The sequence below is a fragment of the Aliivibrio fischeri genome, from assembly GCA_038993745.2.
In the GTDB taxonomy this organism is placed as follows: domain Bacteria; phylum Pseudomonadota; class Gammaproteobacteria; order Enterobacterales; family Vibrionaceae; genus Aliivibrio; species Aliivibrio fischeri_B.
In genome coordinates this window covers 2,588,909-2,606,235 of sequence record CP160629.1, presented here as the reverse complement: position 1 = coordinate 2,606,235, position 17,327 = coordinate 2,588,909, and the positions used below count along the sequence as shown (strand labels likewise).

The following is a 17,327-nucleotide window of genomic DNA, read 5'->3' as shown; positions in this document are numbered from 1 at the left end:
TAAAGTGCTTTTAAAGGATTAGAACAGACTTTCGTCTTCCATTCCGTCACCATCTGCATCGTGTGATGAATAAATAGTGTCTTGGAAATCTTGTTCTACATACTCTTTTGGTTCAGTTCCACCAGCAAAATATTCCCACATACTGGTTTCATCATTTTTGTTGGTTAGTAGACCAGTTTCGCGATCTATCTTCACTTTAATGATGTTTGCCGGAAGTTGTAGTTTCTCTTCAGGAACACCTTCTAGTGCGACCTTCATGAAATTAACCCAAGCGTAAATAGCCGTTTTACCACCCGCTTCACCACCAAAAGACATCTCTTCTTTGGTCATGTTGTCGTTTTTCGTTGTGTAGCCTAGTCGGTGCGACGGGTTATCAAAACCAACCCATGCTGTTGCTACTACATTCGGGCCATAGCCATTGTACCAAGCATCAACAGAGTCGTTAGTTGTACCTGTTTTACCACCGATATCACGACGTTTTAATACTTGTGCACGCCAACCAGTACCATTCCAACCTGTACCTTTACGCCAACTACCACCACCCCAAATGTTGCTATACATCATTTGTTTAGTTAAGAAAGCATTTTGTGCCGAAATTACTTTTTTCGCATAAGGTGAATCTTCATCATTTTGATGAGAACAATCACGCTGGCAAATGGTTTTTGGTGTTGCTTTGTAAGCTTCATCACCAAATGGACCTGTAATGTGGTCAATATAGTAAGGTTCTACGTAATAACCATTGTTAGCGAATACTGCGAAACCTTGTGCCATTTGAACTGGTGTTAAACTACCAGCACCAAGAGCGATGGTTTCAGAGCGTGGAAGTTCATCTTTCTTAAAGCCAAAACGTGTTAGGTAATCGATAGTTTCATCTAAACCTACATCACGTAAAACACGAACCGCCATTACGTTTTTAGATTGAGCTAAACCAATGCGTAAACGAGCAGGGCCAACATAAGTTGGTGGTGAGTTTTTAGGTCTCCATGCTGTACCTTGACTCTCATCCCATGTATTAATTGGCGCATCGTTGATTAAACTAGCTAATGTTTTACCGTGGTAAAGTGCCGCTGAATAAATGAATGGCTTGATACTTGAACCGACCTGACGAACAGATTGAGTTGCACGATTAAACTTGTTATGAACAAAGTTAAAACCACCAACTAAAGAGGTGATTGCACCATCTCTTGGGTCCATAGCAACAAATGCCGTATTCGCTGCAGGTACTTGGCTTAGCTTCCATACGGTTGTTGTTACATCATCTTTGGTTTCTTGGCTTAATGGACGAACATAAATTTGTTCACCAACCGCTAAGATATCAGAAGCACGACGTGGCGCAGGTCCTTGACGCTTGTCTGTTTTAAAGCGACGAGCCCACTTTAGACCATCCCAAGGAATAGTTGCGACGCCATTATTTTTAATATCAACCGTTGCTGTTTTTCCTTTAATTGAAGTAACAACAGCAGGCATTAACTCACCGTATGAAGGTTCGTTTTTAAGGTGCTTCGTAATTGCTTCTTCATCAAGAGGTGTCGCTTTTGGTTCCCATACGGTTTTAACCGCACCACGGTAACCATGACGCTCGTCATAAGCTAATAGGTTATCAATTGATGCCTTATTAGCAGCCGCTTGCATTTTTGAATCTACGGTTGTGTAGATGTTCATACCCGAAGTATAAGCCGCTTCTTCACCGTATTTGTTTACCATCCAAGCACGAGCAATTTCAGCAATATATGGTGCTTGTAATTCGATTTCTGCACCGTGGTATTTAGAGATAACCACCTCGGCCTTTGCATCATCAAATTCTTGTTTTGTTATGTAGCCTTCATCAAGCATACGAGCAAGAACAACATTACGACGTGTTGTTGCACGATCAACAGAATAAATTGGGTTCATTGTTGATGGGGCTTTTGGTAAACCTGCAATAATAGCAACTTCACCTAAGGTCAGTTGACTCACTTCTTTACCAAAGTAAACATGAGCAGCAGCACCAACACCATAAGAACGATAACCTAAGTAAATTTTATTTAAGTAGAGTTCTAAGATCTCTTGCTTTGTTAATAGCTGTTCAATGTGAACGGCAATGAAGATCTCTTTAATTTTACGCATGATTTTCTTTTCATTAGATAAAAAGAAGTTACGCGCAAGTTGTTGGGTAATGGTACTCGCCCTTGCTTTGCAGAGCCAGAAGCTAACACAGCAAAGGCGGCACGAGTGATACCGATAGGGTCAAAACCATAGTGGCTATAAAAGCGGCTATCTTCTGTGGCAATGACGGCTTCAAGTAGATGAGGCGGCATTTCTTCCAGTTTTAATGGAATACGGCGCTTTTCACCAAACTGTGCGATTAACTTACCATCGCGGCTATATACCTGCATTGGTGTTTGCAGTTGAACATCTTTTAATGTTGCCACATCTGGTAATTCTGGCTTCACATATTGGTAGAAACCAAAAATTGTTGTGACCCAAGAATTATGCAAACCAATGTAACTATTAGTAGTGCCTTTATGAACTTCACCTGATATTTCCCGTTTACTTTAATCTGTATTATCGTTTCTGACCCATAACTGAGTAGTATAAATATAACACAACAAAAAATAACGCAAATAAACGCTTAATTTTGAGATATTTATTTATTACTTGGAGTTAAATCAGGATGATCTACCCCACTATTACAGGTTTAGATGTAGGGCATCATAGCATTAAAGCCGTATCTGTAAGGTTAAAGAAAGGTCAATTAGATCTCGTTAGTTCTTTCGAAGTTTTATTGCCTGAATCTGTATTTGTGGATACTAATAATTTAAATGTCGAAGAATTAAAGCCTTACTTATCTCGAATAAAGAAACAATTAAAGCTAAATCAAAAGCAAGTCGCGTTCTCTATCCCTGATAGCAGTATTACAAGCAAAGTTGTGCAAATTGATAGTCAACTCGATGAGCGAGAAACCGAGTTTGCTATTGCTCATAATTTTGAACAGCACTCTTCTTTTTCATCAGATGATCTGAATATTGATTATGTAGCCTCTGAACATAGAGGAACAGGCAGTTTACAGACGATCACTTACCAAGTTTTTGCGACCCGAAAAGATTTAGTTAACTCTCGTCAGCGTTGTTTTGAATCTGCTGGACTTAAACCTGTGCTGGCAGATGCTCATTCAAATGCACTTTTAACCTTATGGCAGAGAGCGATAGCGGTTTATCCCGATAAAAAAAATTGGATGCTAATTGATATTGGTTATATGCAAACTGTTTTTTGCATTGCTTCTCCGAGTCAACATTTATATAGCAAGCACATTTCATTTGGTGCTGTAGCTCAAGAGAAAGAGACAAATTCAACTAACGAAGATAACTCAATTGATCTGTCCGCTGGGACGCTTTTTATTAAGCAGTTATCTGAACATATTCATCGTCAAGTGACTCTTTATTCATCGGTTAATCAACATAAGGTTGAAGGCGTATGGATTACTGGTGGTGGCTCAATGCTACCAGGGTTATCGGATTCGTTAAGCTACGAACTATCGTTACCAACGGTGGATTTAAATCTACTTTCTTTGTTTCAAACACCAAAGAAAAGAGTGGGTTCGTTTCATGAACAAAAAAATCAATACGCATCAGCTCTTGGATTGGCATTGAGAGGGATTGAATGGCTTACCAAATAAACCTATTACCTTGGCGAGAAAAGCAGAGAGCAAGATATAAGCAACGTTTTATTGCATTACTTTGTGCTGGGGTGACGCTATCTGTCGGTATTCAATGGGGATTGCGCAATATTTAGAACAACAAGTTTCGATTCAGACACAACGTAAGCAATCGTTAGAAAAACATATCTCTTGGTTAAACAATGAATTAAAAGATCTTAACGAAGTTGGAAAGGAGCATGAAGCGATATTAACTCGTCTTGATGTTGTCGAACAATTACAGCAGAACCGAAACAAAACCACTCAGTTATTGAACATTTTACCCGACATCATTACTGAAGGTATTTATTTAAATAAAGTACGCATGCATGAAAGGGAAGTTGAGATTAAGGGGTTCAGTGATAGTAACTCTCGGCTAGCAAGCATGTTGGATAAATTAGAGCGTTCCTCTCAAATTACTTCAGTAGAAATGCACTCGATTATCTCAGGGCAAAAAATATTTGGTCATGATGTCAGTAGTTTTGAAGTCTCGTTTAAATTACTTCCTCCAGTGAAAAAGGAACCGTCGTAATGGATTGGCGTGAATTAGATCTAGATGAAATTACGGAATGGCCGATTATTCCGCAGCTGTTAGTGATTTTGTTGTTGTGTTTATGTATTCAAGGGGCTGGATACTGGTTTTGGTTACAACCAATACAAGAAAGTATCGAGCAGTCAAAATTGGATGAAATAAGCTTAAAAACAACGGTGAAATATAAATATAACCAAGTTGCTGCTATGCCTAAAATGAAAGATCAATTGAATGAATTGAATCTACGATATGAGTTTTTATCGCAGCAGCTACCCGCTCAAAAAGAGTTAGCAAGCATGCTTTCGGGTATCAACCAAGTTGGTATCCAAAATAAGCTGACTTTTACTCGGATTGACTGGGGAGAGAAGCAAAATAAAACCTTTTTATATAAGTTACCTCTGAATATTGAGCTGACAGGGCAATACCACGACATCGGCTCGTTCTCTGAAGCCATGGCTGATTTACCGCGTATTGTTAGTTTGGAAAATATAGATATTCAAAGGGTAAGTAAGGAGAGTAGTACATTGCACTTTCGTGTAATGGCTTATACCTACCAGTTTAGGGGGGATCATGAATAGTCGGATGTTTGTTTCAGTCATAACCTTGACGTTGATGGTTGGGTGTAAAGCGAATAAGGACTCTCTTGATACTTTTTATACTGATGCTAAACGATCGGGACATAAAGAGGTGGAAGTATTAGCTAACGTTGTACCTTTTGAGGTGGAAGTGTATGCCCAATCAGAAGCACGTTCCCCCTTTGTTCTTCCTAAGCAACCTGAGCGGGTAACCCAACCGAAAAAGAAAAAAACGTGTTGGCAGCCGAAATACAGAAAAAAAACGGGAGCATTAGAGCGATATTCATTGCGTAAGTTACGTTTAAAAGGCGTGATGGGAGCAGACCAAGACATTACCGCTCTGATACAAACACCTAAAGGGAGTGTGATTAAAGTTCGCAAAGGGCAGTACATGGGGACCAACAATGGTCAAGTGGTTGCGATTAAATCAAAACAAATTACGTTGAAAGAAACCCTGCCAGATGGAATGGGATGCTGGCAACAAAGATATGTAAAACTGGCGTTGAAACATTAATTGAAATAAAGGATTAGGAATCTCTCATGTCGCTAGGACGCAATAAACTCATCAATTCATATTGTATTCGGTTATGTGCATTTATTATGTTCAGTTTCGTTCATTTGAATGCCATTGCTGAAGAGTCAGTGATGAATCAACTTGTTGAAGTAGATTTTCAACTAAGTAAGAAAAAAGAAGGTGTCATAACAGTAGAGCTAGCTTCTGCTGCTGCGACGGTGGATTTACGTAAAGAAAAAGATAAGTTGATTATTGAATTGCATGACACCAAAGTCAGCGATGATAAATTGGTTATCTTAGATGTTGAAGATTTTGCCACTCTTGTTTCTCGTATTGAAACATTTAGAGAGCCAAGTAGTACCGTTTTATCTGTTGATGTTAAAGGTGACTATCAATATGACTACTTCCTGAAAGGACCTTCCTTACAAGTGGTGGTATCTCAATTGCCAGAGAGTGAGAAAAAATCGCCGATTAGCTCCAATAGTGAAGATAAAAGTAAGCCTATTTCGATTAACTTCCAAGATATTCCAGTTCGTCATGTATTGCAGCTGATCGCGGATTATAATGATTTTAACTTGGTTGTTGCTGACTCTGTTACGGGGAATTTAACCTTACGTCTGGATGGTGTGCCATGGCAGCAAGTGCTTGATATTATTCTTCAAGTTAAAGGGTTAGATAAACGTGTCGAGGGTAATGTTGTTTTGATCGCACCCAAAACAGAGCTTGATGCACAAGAGCAGCAAGTATTAGAGCAAGCTCAAATGGCATCTGAGCTGGCTGCGCTATCATCTGAGATCCTTTCTATTAAATACGCTAAAGCGTCAGATATTGCAGAGCTGCTTGTTGGTGAAGGTGAAATTACCATGTTATCTAGCCGTGGCAGTATCACGGTAGATGAGCGTACAAACTCTTTATTGTTAAGAGATCTTCCAGAGAACATTACGGTAATTAAAGACATCATTGATACGTTAGATATTCCAATTAAACAGGTTCAAATTGAAGCTCGTATTGTAACGGTCAATGAAGGTAACTTAGATGAGTTAGGGGTTCGTTGGGGATAACGAATACCAATGGCAGTACAACGGTTGGTGGTTCTATAGAGAGCAATTTAGCCGCTGTGGGGTTGTATGATGGTGGTGGAAGTGATGATAAGAAGAGTGGCAATAATAGTCTTCCTGTCGATGATTTCTTAAATGTGAATCTAGGATTAGCGAATCCTGCCGCTTCAAGTATTGCTTTTCAGGTAGCGAAATTAGGCTCTGATTTATTGCTTGATTTAGAACTTTCGGCACTTCAAGCTGAATCTAAGGCTGAGATTATCTCTAGTCCACGTTTGATTACCACCAATAAGAAACCTGCGTATATTGAACAAGGTACAGAGATCCCTTACTTAGAGGCTTCATCCAGTGGGGCAACATCCGTTTCATTTAAAAAAGCGGTATTAAGCTTAATGGTGACGCCACAAATTACGCCTGATAATCGATTAGTTTTAGACTTAACGGTGACACAAGATAGACCGGGGCAAGTGGTTAAAACAGGTACCGGTGAAGCCGTAGCGATTGATACACAACGTATTGGAACCCAAGTTTTGGTGGATAATGGGGAAACGGTTGTTTTAGGTGGTATTTATCAACACTCGTTATCAAATAGCGTTGAGAAAGTGCCTGTTCTTGGTGACTTACCTCTGCTTGGGGCGTTATTTCGTCGAAGCTCTGAAAATATAGGTAAAAAAGAATTATTGATATTCGTTACGCCAAAAGTTGTTATACAGTAATGAGATAGTATTCAAATTCAGCATGATTTATTGGAAAAAAAGCGGTAAAAAAAAATAATTATGCTGAACTTTTCATCTAGCTATTGCAATCACTACTAGTTAGCTGAGATAATTTTCGGTCTGATCACGAAATATCTGTGAGGAATATGGTGCCACAGGCGAGCGTCTATTAAAGAGACAACTGTTGGCAATGTCGTTAATGAACTTTGCATAATTTCTGAAAAATGGCTGAAAAACGAAATATTTTCCTTGTTGGCCCAATGGGCGCCGGCAAAAGCACAATTGGTAGACACTTAGCTCAACAACTTCATATGGAGTTTCTTGATTCTGATACGGTAATCGAAGAACGCACAGGCGCAGATATTGCTTGGGTTTTCGATGTTGAAGGTGAAGAAGGTTTCCGCAAACGTGAAGAAGGTGTGATTAACGATCTTACTCAAGAGCAAGGTATTGTTCTTGCGACGGGTGGTGGCTCTGTAATTAGTAAAGAGAGTCGTAATCGTTTATCTGCTCGTGGTGTTGTTGTATATCTTGAAACTACAATTGAGAAGCAGTTAGCACGCACACAACGTGATAAAAAACGTCCACTGCTTCAAACTGATGAGCCTCGTGAAGTGTTAGAAGCACTAGCGAAAGAACGTAACGCACTTTATGAAGAAGTGTCTGATTACGTTGTTCGTACCGATGATCAAAGTGCAAAAGTAGTTGCAAACCAAATCATTCAAATGCTTGAAGAGCGTTAATTTAAGCAATTAATAGACATAAAGTGGGAACGAATCATGGAAACGATTCATGTAGATTTAGCAGAACGTAGCTATCCCATCTCTATCGGCGCCGAGTTGTTTTGCAACCCGGCGCATTTTTCATCTGTAATACCTGCCAAAAAACGTGTTGTCGTTATCAGTAATGTGACGGTTGCGCCTCTGTATGCCCAACAAATTATTGACACTTTAAACACCTTTGAATGCCAAGTATCACTGCTTGAATTAGACGATGGTGAACAATATAAAAATTTAGATACTTTTAACCAAATACTTACTTTCTTACTTGAAGAAAATCACAGTCGTGATGTGACGATTGTTGCTTTAGGTGGTGGTGTTGTTGGTGATGTTGTTGGTTTTGCTTCTGCTTGCTATCAACGAGGTGTCGACTTTATTCAAATACCTACCACGCTTCTTTCTCAGGTTGATTCATCTGTTGGCGGCAAGACGGCCATTAATCACCCCCTTGGTAAGAATATGGTTGGTGCTTTCTATCAACCAAAAGCCGTTATTATTGATATAAACTGCCTTAAAACATTACCTGAGCGTGAATTTGCTGCAGGAATGGCTGAGGTGATTAAATATGGCATCATTGTTGATAGAGAGTTTTTTGATTGGCTTGATGAGAATATGGATAAATTATACGCGTTGGATCATGATGCGTTGATTTATGCGATTTCACGTTGTTGTCAAATCAAAGCGGATGTCGTTGCTAAAGATGAAAAAGAATCAGGAATGCGTGCACTCTTGAACCTAGGTCATACTTTTGGTCATGCGATTGAAGCTGAAATGGGTTACGGTAATTGGCTTCATGGTGAAGCTGTTTCTGCCGGAACTGTTATGGCAGCGGTAACCGCACAAAAAGAGGGATTAATTTCCCAGTCTGATGTAGAGCGTATTTGTTCTATCTTAGAAAAAGCGAAGTTACCATTAAAAGCACCAAAAGAAATGACAGTAGATGCGTTTATGAAGCACATGATGCGTGATAAGAAGGTCTTATCAGGTAAATTACGTTTGGTTCTACCAACTTCCATTGGTAGCTCTGAAGTAGTTACAGGTGTTTCTGAGAGCGTACTTGCTGAAGTAATTGAGCAATGTAAGGCATAGAAAAAGATATGAGTATTGGTCATGATTTAACTGTTTTGGAATTAGAAAGCCAAATTGATGTGTTATCCCGCATTCAGTTTGTTTCTCGTTTTGGTTCTAATTTAGTTCACATAGAAGGAGTCAAAGGCTCTGGTAAATCGTGGCTAGCTCAGCGTTATCTTGAAAAATGGTGTGATGATGCAGATCAAGTGCTATTGATGTGTCACCCAAATCAATCTATTCAACAACAGCGTGGCATTATTTTAAAGCAAGTGGTTCGAGATCCGTTGTTTAATGAGTCTGATTCTGTTGTTGATAGTGTTGGTCGAATGCTTGCTGGTGAAAAGTGTAACTTAGTATTAGCGATTGATGATGCGCATTTGCTTTCATCTGAGCTTCTAAGTGAGTTATGGCTATTGGTTCAAAAAGCGCAATCGGCACCAAATTGGCAAATTAATATTTTATTATTTGCTGAAAAAGGAAAGCTAACTCAAACATTATCTCAAATGTCTTATGTACAGGATAATAAGCCTGTTGATATTGATATTAATCCGTTAACAGAAGAAGAAGCCGTTACCTTTGCTGAAATGTTAGTGGTTCGCTTTGCTGTCGATAAAGACGAAAAATCGCGTCTTCGTACTTTGGCTCGTAAATGTAATCGTCTACCCGCTGAGCTAGTTGCTCTTGGGGAGAAGAAAACAGAGCGTCGCGTTATTATTCGTTCTGTGACTCGATCACCTGTTGGTATTTTAGGGCTAGCGTCTGTTTTATTACTTGGTTCTGCTGGAGCATATTGGTGGTTAAATCAATCATCAACGATGCCAATTTCATCTATTGTCGATAACACATTAGAGCAAGATACCCGAGTTGCATTAGATTTAGATGGAAATCCAACGTCAATTGATTCTGAAGTAGATAAAACAAATCAACCTGAAGATGATACGCATTCTATTCCACCAGATGTAATTGATACTCCGGTCATTGCCGAGACAACGGAAGAAGAAGGTAAGCGTGTGGTTGTTCCTTCAGAGTTAGTTGACTCTTTAGTTACTGAAGATAAAGAAGTACAAGAGAAACCAACACTGGACGTTGAACCAGTTAAACCAGAAGAAAAGTCACCACCGGTTGAAAAAGTACCTACAGCAACACAAGAAAAAGCGGATAAACCAAAAACAACATCTGAAAGTAAGAAAAAAGATGAAAAAACATCGGTTTCTACAGTAACGCCTGACAAAGCGGACTCTAAAATTACATTTACTTTAGCGGATAAAGAGCTAAAAGCGATTTCAAGTAAGCGTTATATATTGCAATTAGCGGCTTTGACTAATGAAGAGGCGGTGCAAGAATTTTTAGATGACCATAAAATAGAAGGTTCTGCTCGTATTTATCAAGCATTAAGAAATGGTTCTATTTGGTATATTGTTAGTTATGGTGATTATGAATCAATTTCATCCGCTCGTGGGGCAGTAAAAACTTTGCCAGCGTCAGTTCAAAGCTTGGGTCCTTGGGCTAAATCGTTAGTACAAGTCCATCGCGAGATTGATTCTGTAAAATAACCATAAGATAAACAGATCCTAGCTAAAAAATAGGGTACAATCCCCCGCTTTCTGGATTAAGGTAAAAAGGCGTAAAAGACGTATGAAAAAGCATCGCGCATTTCTCAAGTGGGCTGGCGGTAAATATAGCCTAGTAGAAGAAATTCAACGTCATCTCCCTGATGCTAGAAAATTGATAGAGCCTTTTGTTGGGGCTGGTTCTGTATTTTTGAATACAGATTATGATCATTATCTATTAGCGGATATTAATCCAGATCTTATCAATCTTTATAATCACCTTAAAGATGAACCGCAGCGTTTTATTGAAGACGCTCGCGCGTTATTTCAACCTGAATACAATAAAAAAGAAGTGTATTTAGCGTTACGTGTTGAGTTTAATCAGTGTACTGATACTTATCGTCGTTCGTTATTGTTTTTATACATGAATCGTCATGGTTTTAATGGTTTATGCCGTTATAACAAGAAAGGTGGCTTTAATGTGCCATTTGGTTCGTATAAAAAACCGTATTTCCCAGAGAAAGAAATGGTGTTTTTTGCTGAAAAAGCGAAAAAAGCGACGTTTGTTTGTGAAGGGTATATGGATACTTTTAAACGTGCTCGTAAAGGTGCGGTTGTTTATTGTGATCCTCCTTATGCACCATTATCAACGACGGCTAATTTTACCTCTTATGCAGGAAATGGTTTTTCGTTGGATGATCAAGCGGCATTAGCTGATATTGCAGAGAAAGCTGCATTTGAGCGTGATATCCCAGTATTGATTTCAAATCACGACACAACACTGACTCGACGCTTATATCATGGCGCGACACTTAATACGATTAAAGTGAAAAGAACCATTAGTCGAAATGGTGCTGGGCGAAATAAAGTGGATGAGCTTATGGCTTTGTTTCATGCACCTAAATGCACAGAATAAGTTAACTTAAGACTCTTTTTTCTTCGAACGCCAGATTTATGTGATTTGTGTCCCTTTATTCACATAAGACAGCCCCCAAAATATCAGGTAGAATTGCGCCGTCGATTTAATCGATTGCGCTATATCAATTTAGCGGTATCTAAATAATTACTAACCTGAGGCTCAACATGAAAGATTTTTTGATCGCACCATCTATTCTCTCTGCTGATTTCGCTCGTCTAGGCGAAGACGTTGAAAAAGTACTAGCGTCAGGTGCTGATGTGGTTCACTTCGATGTAATGGATAACCACTATGTTCCAAATCTAACTTTTGGTGCTCCAATCTGTAAAGCATTACGTGATTACGGCATCACAGCTCCTATTGATGTTCATTTAATGGTTAAGCCTGTTGATAGTATTGTTCCTGAGTTTGCAAAAGCGGGTGCAACAATGATCACTTTCCATGTAGAAGCTTCAGAGCATATTGATCGTACACTTCAATTAATCAAAGAGCACGGTTGTCAGGCTGGTGTAGTTTTAAACCCAGCAACACCATTATCATACCTTGAATACATCATGGACAAAGTGGATATGATCTTACTAATGTCTGTAAACCCAGGCTTTGGCGGTCAATCTTTCATTCCAAATACACTTGATAAGCTACGTGCAGTACGCAAAATGATTGACGAGTCAGGTCGTGATATTCGTCTTGAAATTGATGGTGGCGTAAAAGTGGATAACATCCGTGAAATCGCAGAAGCGGGTGCAGATATGTTTGTTGCAGGTTCAGCTATCTTTAATCAACCAAACTACAAAGAAGTGATTGATGAAATGCGTGCTGAATTAGCAAAAGTAAAAGGTAACTAAGATTCATGTTTGAAGATATCAAACTGATCGCTTTTGATTTAGATGGGACGCTACTTGATAGTGTTCCTGATTTAGCTCGAGCGGTGGATCTTGCAATGCAAGACATGGGATACCCTCGCGTTACATTAGAGCAAGCATCTCATTGGATTGGTAATGGTGCAGATGTACTCGTTTCTCGCGCGTTAAGTCAAAACTATATCGTGAAAGACGATCTTGATGCTGAATTAATAAAGCAAGCTCGTGCAAGATTAGATCAACATTATCATGACGGCGGTCATCAACTTAGTCACCTCTATCCTGATGTCAAAGACACGTTAGAACGATTGCATCAGCAAGGTTATACCTTGGCATTGGTGACGAACAAACCGTCTCAATTTGTACCTGAACTTCTTGAGCAGCATCAGCTTACTCACTTATTTAGTGATGTGATTGGTGGTGATACGTTCGCCGAGAAGAAACCGAATCCTTTTGCGCTAAATTGGCTGCTTGATAAACATGGTTTAATGGCGCCTCAAATGCTAATGGTCGGGGATTCTAAAAATGATATTCAAGCGGCTCAAGCTGCCGGATGTCATAGCTTTGCACTTACTTATGGCTATAATCATGGTGAACCTATCTCAGATAGCCAACCTGATGTAGTTAGCGATGAATTTAAGTATTTATTAGCCGTGTTGAGTATGGCAAGATAGTATTCATTGATAAGTACAGTAACTATTAATGTTCAGGCTTATCAAACTATATAGAATAACCATTAAATGATCCCACAGTGGATCATTTAATTTTTACAGTTAAACAAGGAATCATAACCATGAGCAAGCCCATCGTATTAAGTGGCGTTCAACCATCAGGTGAACTAAGTATCGGTAACTACTTGGGTGCTCTACGTCAATGGCAACAGATGCAAGACGATTATGATTGTCAGTACTGTGTGGTAGATTTGCATGCAATTACGGTTCGTCAAGATCCTAAAGCACTGCATGAAGCGACACTAGATGCGTTGGCAATTTGTCTAGCAGTTGGTGTTGATCCAAAGAAGAGCACGCTATTTGTTCAGTCACACGTTCCAGAGCATGCTCAGCTTGGTTGGCTTCTTAACTGTTACACTCAAATGGGTGAGTTGAGCCGTATGACTCAATTTAAAGATAAATCAGCACGTCATTCAAATGATGTAAATGTTGGCTTATTTGATTACCCAGTGCTAATGGCAGCGGATATTCTACTTTATGGTGCACATCAAGTGCCTGTAGGTAGTGATCAGAAACAACACTTAGAATTAGCGCGAGATATCGCAACACGCTTTAATAATATTTATAGCCCAGAAGCGCCAATCTTTACTGTGCCAGAACCTTACATTCCACAAGTGAATGCTCGTGTTATGAGCCTACAAGATGCGACGAAGAAAATGTCTAAATCAGATGATAACCGTAAGAACGTAATCACGCTGTTAGAAGAGCCTAAGTCAATTCTTAAGAAGATCAATAAAGCACAAACGGATGCAGAAATGCCACCACGTATTGCTCATGATTGGGAAAATAAGGCGGGTATTTCAAACCTTATGGGCCTGTACTCTGCTGCGACTGGCAAAACGTTTGAAGAGATCGAAGCACAATACCAAGGTGTTGAAATGTATGGTCCTTTCAAGAAAGATGTGGGTGAAGCGATTGTTACTATGCTTGAGCCGATCCAAGAAGAATACAAGCGTATTCGTGAAGATCGTGCTTATATGGATGCAGTAATGAAAGCGGGTGCTGAGAAAGCGTCTGAGCGTGCAGCTGTGACATTGAAAAAAGCGTATGAAGCAGTAGGTTTTGTTACTCGCCCATAGCGCCTTATTGTATTTAAGCTCCATCAATTGCTCGTAGGCTGACCTGCGAGCAATTTTTATTTTATCCATCTTATAAAGTAGTTCTTTTATGCTATTAATGATCGACAATTATGATTCGTTTACTTACAACCTATATCAGTATTTCTGTGAATTGGGTGTTGAAGTAAAAGTCGTTCGTAATGATGAAATCGATATTGTAGGTATTGAAGCACTAAACCCTTCTCATTTAGTTATCTCCCCAGGTCCATGTACACCAAATGAAGCTGGTATTTCATTAGAAGCCATTAAGTATTTCGCCGGTAAATTACCGATTCTTGGCGTATGCTTAGGCCATCAATCCATTGCTCAAGTATTTGGTGGGGATGTGGTTCGAGCTAAAAAAGTCATGCACGGTAAAACTTCTGCAATTACTCACACTAGTCGTAGCGTTTTCAAAGGGGTAAATAACCCGCTTACGGTGACACGTTACCACTCATTGATTGTGAAAAAAGAGACGCTACCAGAGTGCTTTGAAGTGACTGCATGGACAGAAACTGAATCTGGTGGCATGGATGAGATCATGGGATTTTGTCATAAAAGTTTACCTATTGAAGGCGTACAGTTTCACCCTGAGTCTATTTTGACTGAACAAGGTCATGAGATCTTACGTAACTTTATCAAAAATAATTATTACCTCATAATAATGAGCGATCTAGCTCACCCTTCTTACTTTTTCTTTACTTTTATAACGTTTTTATTTTTTGTGCAACTTTATGCATAGGGTGATGCGTTTCTGTTCTTATAAAATCGTTTACATATCAAGCAAGCTGCGATAGCTTGAGTTCATAACTATTCTAAAAAACTGATTTATCAGTCATTGAATTGTATCGGTTAATGCTTTTTTAGTTCAAAAAAAGAATTTTGTGCTATTGAAAAGGTTAATGGTTTGTAAATATTATGCAGGATAACGGCATACGCAGAAGGAAAGTGTGATGACGACCAATTCACAAGTTGAACGTAAAGATTTTAATGATGTAATGGTACCTTGTTATAACCCAATGGAAGTGATCCCTGTAAAAGGCGAGGGAGCTCGAGTATGGGACCAAACGGGTAAGGATTACATTGATTTTGCTGGAGGTATTGCAGTGAGCTGTTTAGGCCACTGTCATCCTATTATGGTTAATGCACTACAAGAGCAGTCACAAAAGTTGTGGCATTTAAGTAATGTTATGACCAATGAGCCAGCTATTCGACTCGCTAAAAAGTTAACTGAAGTCTCTTTTGCTGAAAAAGTATTTTTTGCTAACTCAGGTGCTGAAGCGAATGAAGCGGCGTTGAAGTTAGCGCGTCGTTGGGCAGTGGATGTTCATAGCGAAGAAAAGAGTGAAATAATTGCTTTTAAACAAGGCTTCCATGGTCGAACTTTCTTTACTGTAACCGTTGGCGGTCAAGCTGCGTATTCTGATGGTTTTGGTCCTAAACCGGGTGATATTACTCATTTAGAATACAATAACCTTGCTGAACTTGATGCACACATGTCTGATAAAACGTGTGCGGTAATGATGGAGCCATTACAGGGAGAAGGGGGGATAGTTTCGCCTACTTCTGAATTTGTAAAAGGCGTAAAAGCATTATGTGAAAAGTACAATGCACTGCTGATTTTTGATGAAGTTCAAACAGGTAATGGCCGAACTGGTGATTTTTATGCCTATCAAGGCTTAGGTGTTACACCTGATATTCTCAGTACTGCTAAATCACTTGGTGGTGGTTTCCCTATCGGAGCTATGCTCACTACGACTGAACTGGCTCAGCATTTAAAAGTAGGAACCCATGGTTCGACTTATGGTGGTAATCCACTTGCTTGTGCTATTGCGGAAGCGGTGGTTGAAGAAGTATCAAAACCTGAAGTTTTAAATGGCGTTAAAGAGCGTGAGCAATGGTTCCGTTCTGGTCTAGAGGCATTAAATGCCAAATACCATATGTTTTCAGAGATCCGTGGCAAAGGTTTATTGCTTGGTGCTGCTCTAAATGAAGAGTGGCAAGGTCGAGCTCGTGACATATTAGTGGCAGCAGGAGAGCAAGGTTTGATGGTGTTGGTTGCTGGCGTTAATGTGGTTCGATTTACCCCATCATTAGTGATTACAAAAGAAGAAGTTGAGTTAGGTTTTGAGCGCTTAGATAAGGCGCTTGCTTCTCTAACGAAATAACGCTTTAAAGAATATTAGGCAACTCATGGTCGAGTTGCCTTTGTTTTTGGCATCGGAGGGAATATTGATGCTTGTTATCCGTCCTATTACTCAAGAAGATTATCCAGCCCTTCATCAATGTGCAGTTGAATCTGGACATGGGTTCACTTCACTTCCTGTTAATGAAGAACAATTAAGAAATCGAATCGATCACTCGATAGATAGCTTTCAGAAAGACGTGACAGAGCCAGGTGTTGAAGGCTACCTCATGGTTGGTCAAGATTCGGTTACAGGAGAGGTGACTGGCACAACCGGTATTGAAGCAGCTGTCGGTTTAGATTCGCCATTCTATAATTATCATATTAGTAAAGTCGTGCATTTTTCTCGCAAATTAGATGTGCATAATGTCGTGAAAGTGCTGACATTTGGCAGCAATTACACAGGAAGTACCGAGATATGTACCTTATTTCTTCGTCCCGAATATCGTGAAGGGCTGAATGGACGTTTAATGTCAAAAGCTCGATTTTTGATGATGGCAGAACACCCTCACCGCTTCTCCGATACCATTTTTGCTGAAATGCGCGGTGTTTCAGATAAAGAAGGTGAATCGCCATTTTGGAAGTGGCTACAAAAGCATTTTTTCTCTATCGATTTTACTGAAGCTGATTACTTAACTGGCATTGGATACAAGGGATTTATTGCTGATTTAATGCCGAAATTACCAATTTATGTCAGCTTATTAAGTAAAGAAGCTCAGGCTGTAATCGGTAAAGTTCATGATAATACAAAACCTGCTTTAAAACTTTTAGAGAATGAAGGGTTCCGTTGTCGTGGCTACGTAGATATTTTTGATGCAGGCCCAACAGTTGAATGTGATTTACGCAGTATAGAGTCAGTTCGTAATTCGTTTAAAGCTAAAGTAATTATTACAGAGCACAGTAGTTCACAACAGTATTTGATTGCAAATACGTCATTTGAAAATTTTAGAGCAACCGCAACAACGGCTGCTTATGATAAAGCCACTGATACTGTTCATTTAACACCAGAAGCAGCAGAAGCATTGCAAGTTGACGTTGATGATTACGTACGTTTATTAGCTCAATAGGGG

15 protein-coding genes and 2 pseudogenes are annotated in these 17,327 nt (G+C 39.5%); 16 read left to right on the top strand and 1 reads right to left on the bottom strand.

What is annotated here, in order from left to right; all coding sequences use genetic code 11:
- Positions 1-18 precede the first annotated feature (18 nt).
- Positions 19-2,515: pseudogene (locus AAFX60_012450) on the bottom strand (penicillin-binding protein 1A).
- Between the two features lie 138 nt (positions 2,516-2,653).
- Between AAFX60_012450 and pilM the strand changes: the two are divergent.
- The 16 genes and pseudogenes from pilM to astA all read left to right on the top strand — a co-directional run bounded on the left by pilM (position 2,654) and on the right by astA (position 17,324).
- Positions 2,654-3,655 (top strand): type IV pilus assembly protein PilM, encoded by a 1,002-nt coding sequence (gene pilM / locus AAFX60_012445; GenBank protein ID XDF77446.1) that lies wholly within the window; start codon positions 2,654-2,656, stop codon positions 3,653-3,655.
- Positions 3,640-3,771: a hypothetical protein gene (locus tag AAFX60_012440; protein XDF77445.1), complete on the top strand. Its 132-nt coding sequence runs from the start codon at positions 3,640-3,642 to the stop codon at positions 3,769-3,771. Before pilM ends, AAFX60_012440 begins: the two co-directional genes overlap by 16 nt.
- On the top strand, positions 3,750-4,205 hold the full coding sequence (locus AAFX60_012435) for a PilN domain-containing protein (protein XDF77444.1): 456 nt from the start codon (positions 3,750-3,752) through the stop codon (positions 4,203-4,205). Before AAFX60_012440 ends, AAFX60_012435 begins: the two co-directional genes overlap by 22 nt.
- Positions 4,205-4,783: a type 4a pilus biogenesis protein PilO gene (locus AAFX60_012430; protein XDF77443.1), complete on the top strand. Its 579-nt coding sequence runs from the start codon at positions 4,205-4,207 to the stop codon at positions 4,781-4,783. The genes AAFX60_012435 and AAFX60_012430 overlap by 1 nt, the downstream gene beginning before the upstream one ends.
- Positions 4,776-5,294, top strand: a complete 519-nt coding sequence (locus AAFX60_012425; protein ID XDF77442.1) for a pilus assembly protein PilP — start codon at positions 4,776-4,778, stop codon at positions 5,292-5,294. The genes AAFX60_012430 and AAFX60_012425 overlap by 8 nt, the downstream gene beginning before the upstream one ends.
- An 86-nt stretch (positions 5,295-5,380) precedes the next feature.
- Positions 5,381-7,068: pseudogene (locus tag AAFX60_012420) on the top strand (type IV pilus secretin PilQ family protein).
- Between the two features lie 224 nt (positions 7,069-7,292).
- Positions 7,293-7,811 (top strand): shikimate kinase AroK, encoded by a 519-nt coding sequence (gene aroK, locus AAFX60_012415; GenBank protein XDF77441.1) that lies wholly within the window; start codon positions 7,293-7,295, stop codon positions 7,809-7,811.
- Between the two features lie 36 nt (positions 7,812-7,847).
- Complete coding sequence (gene aroB, locus AAFX60_012410; protein XDF77440.1) at positions 7,848-8,936, top strand: 3-dehydroquinate synthase; 1,089 nt, start codon at positions 7,848-7,850, stop codon at positions 8,934-8,936.
- Between the two features lie 8 nt (positions 8,937-8,944).
- Positions 8,945-10,471, top strand: a complete 1,527-nt coding sequence (locus AAFX60_012405; GenBank protein ID XDF77439.1) for an SPOR domain-containing protein — start codon at positions 8,945-8,947, stop codon at positions 10,469-10,471.
- Positions 10,472-10,553: 82 nt separating this feature from the next.
- Positions 10,554-11,384: an adenine-specific DNA-methyltransferase gene (gene dam, locus AAFX60_012400; protein ID XDF77438.1), complete on the top strand. Its 831-nt coding sequence runs from the start codon at positions 10,554-10,556 to the stop codon at positions 11,382-11,384.
- Between the two features lie 167 nt (positions 11,385-11,551).
- Positions 11,552-12,229: a ribulose-phosphate 3-epimerase gene (gene rpe / locus AAFX60_012395; GenBank protein ID XDF77437.1), complete on the top strand. Its 678-nt coding sequence runs from the start codon at positions 11,552-11,554 to the stop codon at positions 12,227-12,229.
- Between the two features lie 5 nt (positions 12,230-12,234).
- Complete coding sequence (locus AAFX60_012390; GenBank protein XDF77436.1) at positions 12,235-12,918, top strand: phosphoglycolate phosphatase; 684 nt, start codon at positions 12,235-12,237, stop codon at positions 12,916-12,918.
- A gap of 119 nt (positions 12,919-13,037) precedes the next feature.
- On the top strand, positions 13,038-14,054 hold the full coding sequence (gene trpS, locus AAFX60_012385; GenBank protein XDF77435.1) for a tryptophan--tRNA ligase: 1,017 nt from the start codon (positions 13,038-13,040) through the stop codon (positions 14,052-14,054).
- An 88-nt stretch (positions 14,055-14,142) separates the two neighbouring features.
- On the top strand, positions 14,143-14,814 hold the full coding sequence (locus AAFX60_012380) for an aminodeoxychorismate/anthranilate synthase component II (GenBank protein XDF77434.1): 672 nt from the start codon (positions 14,143-14,145) through the stop codon (positions 14,812-14,814).
- Between the two features lie 211 nt (positions 14,815-15,025).
- On the top strand, positions 15,026-16,240 hold the full coding sequence (locus AAFX60_012375) for an aspartate aminotransferase family protein (GenBank protein XDF77433.1): 1,215 nt from the start codon (positions 15,026-15,028) through the stop codon (positions 16,238-16,240).
- Positions 16,241-16,307: 67 nt separating this feature from the next.
- Positions 16,308-17,324 carry an arginine N-succinyltransferase gene (gene astA / locus AAFX60_012370; protein ID XDF77432.1) on the top strand — a complete coding sequence of 339 codons (1,017 nt, stop codon included), beginning with the start codon at positions 16,308-16,310 and terminating at the stop codon, positions 17,322-17,324.
- Positions 17,325-17,327: the final 3 nt, after the last annotated feature.